This window comes from Siphonobacter sp. BAB-5405 (assembly GCF_002872335.1).
In the GTDB taxonomy this organism is placed as follows: domain Bacteria; phylum Bacteroidota; class Bacteroidia; order Cytophagales; family Spirosomataceae; genus Siphonobacter.
The window spans coordinates 1-2,058 of sequence record NZ_NJAG01000155.1 but is presented as its reverse complement, the minus strand read 5'-3'; the positions used below and the strand labels follow the sequence as shown (position 1 = coordinate 2,058).

3 protein-coding genes are annotated in these 2,058 nt (G+C 48.2%); all 3 read right to left on the bottom strand.

All coding sequences use genetic code 11. From position 1 onward, the window contains the following. Positions 1 to 14: 14 nt before the first annotated feature. Positions 15 to 692, bottom strand: coding sequence for a DUF5686 family protein (locus tag BWI97_RS26730; protein ID WP_146011089.1), 678 nt, complete (start codon positions 690 to 692; stop codon positions 15 to 17). Continuing rightward, positions 611 to 1,168: a hypothetical protein gene (locus BWI97_RS26725; protein WP_102203463.1), complete on the bottom strand. Its 558-nt coding sequence runs from the start codon at positions 1,166 to 1,168 to the stop codon at positions 611 to 613. The genes BWI97_RS26730 and BWI97_RS26725 overlap by 82 nt, the downstream gene beginning before the upstream one ends. Continuing rightward, positions 1,165 to 2,058: DUF5686 family protein (locus BWI97_RS27895; protein ID WP_233208087.1), on the bottom strand; the 894-nt coding region annotated here is incomplete at its 5' end. The genes BWI97_RS27895 and BWI97_RS26725, both read right to left, overlap by 4 nt.

The following is a 2,058-nucleotide window of genomic DNA, read 5'->3' as shown; positions in this document are numbered from 1 at the left end:
CATTCCCCAGCGATTTAGGTAAGTAAAAYYTGCGATAACGGAATCTCGTCATTGGTAAAGTATTTCGATACCAGGGTTTCATTTTCTTTTCGCAACCCGCCAACCAGTACTTTACCCACCGCAAACGTCCGCAGATTCCATCGATTCAGTAAGGGAACCCGGTTGGTGAACAATCCTTCAAACGAATGATGAAAGGCAAGCGATACGTACCGATCACTGGCAAACTCGGCATACTTCATCAGGTTGAAAGCATTTTTAGCGTATAAAAACGTCTCATTGCCCAAATGCACATTCAGTAAATTAACCGGTAGTAACGAAGGCGTATACAGGGCTTCAATCGTGTAATCCGTTTTACCCATAAGACCCAGGCGAAGGGTATGAGATACGTCCGCTTTAAACATGTGATAGTCGCCGAGTTTCTTCTCTAAAGGGCCTAATTCAGCGTCGGTGATATGTCCTATCGTATAGTTCAGACCAATACTGGGCGAAGTACTTCCCTTACGGATCCGAACCCGGTTGGGGTTTCGAGTAGGCAGGCGGTTGGGTATGTACCGAAGGGCAATGCTTGCTTCGGGGGCATCGTAGGGACCTACAATGGAAATACGATCATTCATAAACTCCTGCGGACGAAACTCAAAAATGGGATTAAACCGCCGATGCCGCAGGGTGAGCGTACCCGTAAAATCCTGCAAAAATTCCGTTGCCAGAACAACTGGATGTCTCGCTGGTAGAAAGCCCCATTCAGCTTTCCGAACCGTGAAGCCAACCGAAATAAAGGGTTGTCCCCAATATCTACCTGACGAATACCGATTTGATCGATGTCAAAATCCGTTTTAAATCCAAAACGGGTAAATGGAGCGGTCGAGGGCACGAACGTCACCTCCAAGCCGTGTTTCAGGATTTGGTCGCGAGTCCCATACGCCAGGTAACCCTTCGCCAACCACTTCTTACTAAATCCCGGACTGGTACGCATCCCTACCCAGAACCGGTTGTTTTCGATGGCATTATAGGCATAGCTGGAAAATAGAGAGCCAAACTCCAGGCTTTTGGAAAGCGGTAGATAGCCCCCATTCATTCCAAAATCAACCCAGCGGGCCAGTCGTTTAAAGGAGGGCACCTGACCTACCGTATCGATCAGGGCCACGGAATGCTGCTCTTCCCTGGTCATATGCTGCTGATGCTGGGTCTGCCAGAATGCCTGATCCTCGACAGGGCTATCAGCTGCAATCTCAACGGGGGTATCAAAAAATCAGCGGGCCTGGGCTGATTCACTACGGCGTCGCTCGTACTGACCGTGAGCCCCACCACGATTCCGGTGGTTTGATCAAAAAGCCCCGAAGCCTCAATGGATACCTGCGTTTGCTGGGGTATCCAGGTGTGTTCGTTTGGGGTTACTGATTCATATTCCTGCTGAATCAGAATATTGTCGATGAAATTAATATTGGCTGTCTTTCCAATGGCCGCGTCAATTTGGACCAGAGCGTAGGAAGTGGTGTCGATCCACATCGTTCCCCGAAACGCCAGATCATGCTCGTTTTTGGGGTCAAAATCAATTTTATAGCAGGCTTGTGAACCTACCCGTACGGTATCACTCAGGAAATAGGTGTAAAAGCCAGTTCCGGTTTTGGCTACAGGCGAAATAAATTCTTTCCGAAACAGCCCCACCCAGTTTTGATAGAAGTTGATCGTATTATAACCCGAAGCCGTTAATCGGGCGATGAAATCATCGTCGGCCACTCCGAGCCCTTTGGCGTATTTTTTATGAATCACTTCTTTCATCCGAAGGGGATCTTTCCGGGAAAAAACGGTAGAAATCGACTCGGAAGAATAAATAGGAATGACAACGTCCGCCTTGTTCGTTCGCGACGATTCAACCTGGGCTATCTTCTCGTAGATGTCCCGGATGATTTTTCTCTTTTTAAACGTTTCGGAAAGATTCTTTACCGAAATCTGGATTCGATTGTACGCCTGCCACTGATAGGCTTTCCATTGGGCAAAATCATTCTGCTTGCGATGTTCATCTACCAACCGCATCACTCGATAAGCGGGATCCTGGCC

Excerpts from the sequence above, each read along its gene's own strand:
- BWI97_RS26725 (WP_102203463.1), bottom strand. The coding sequence starts at position 1,168 with ATGACCAGGGAAGAGCAGCATTCCGTGGCCCTGATCGATACGGTAGGT.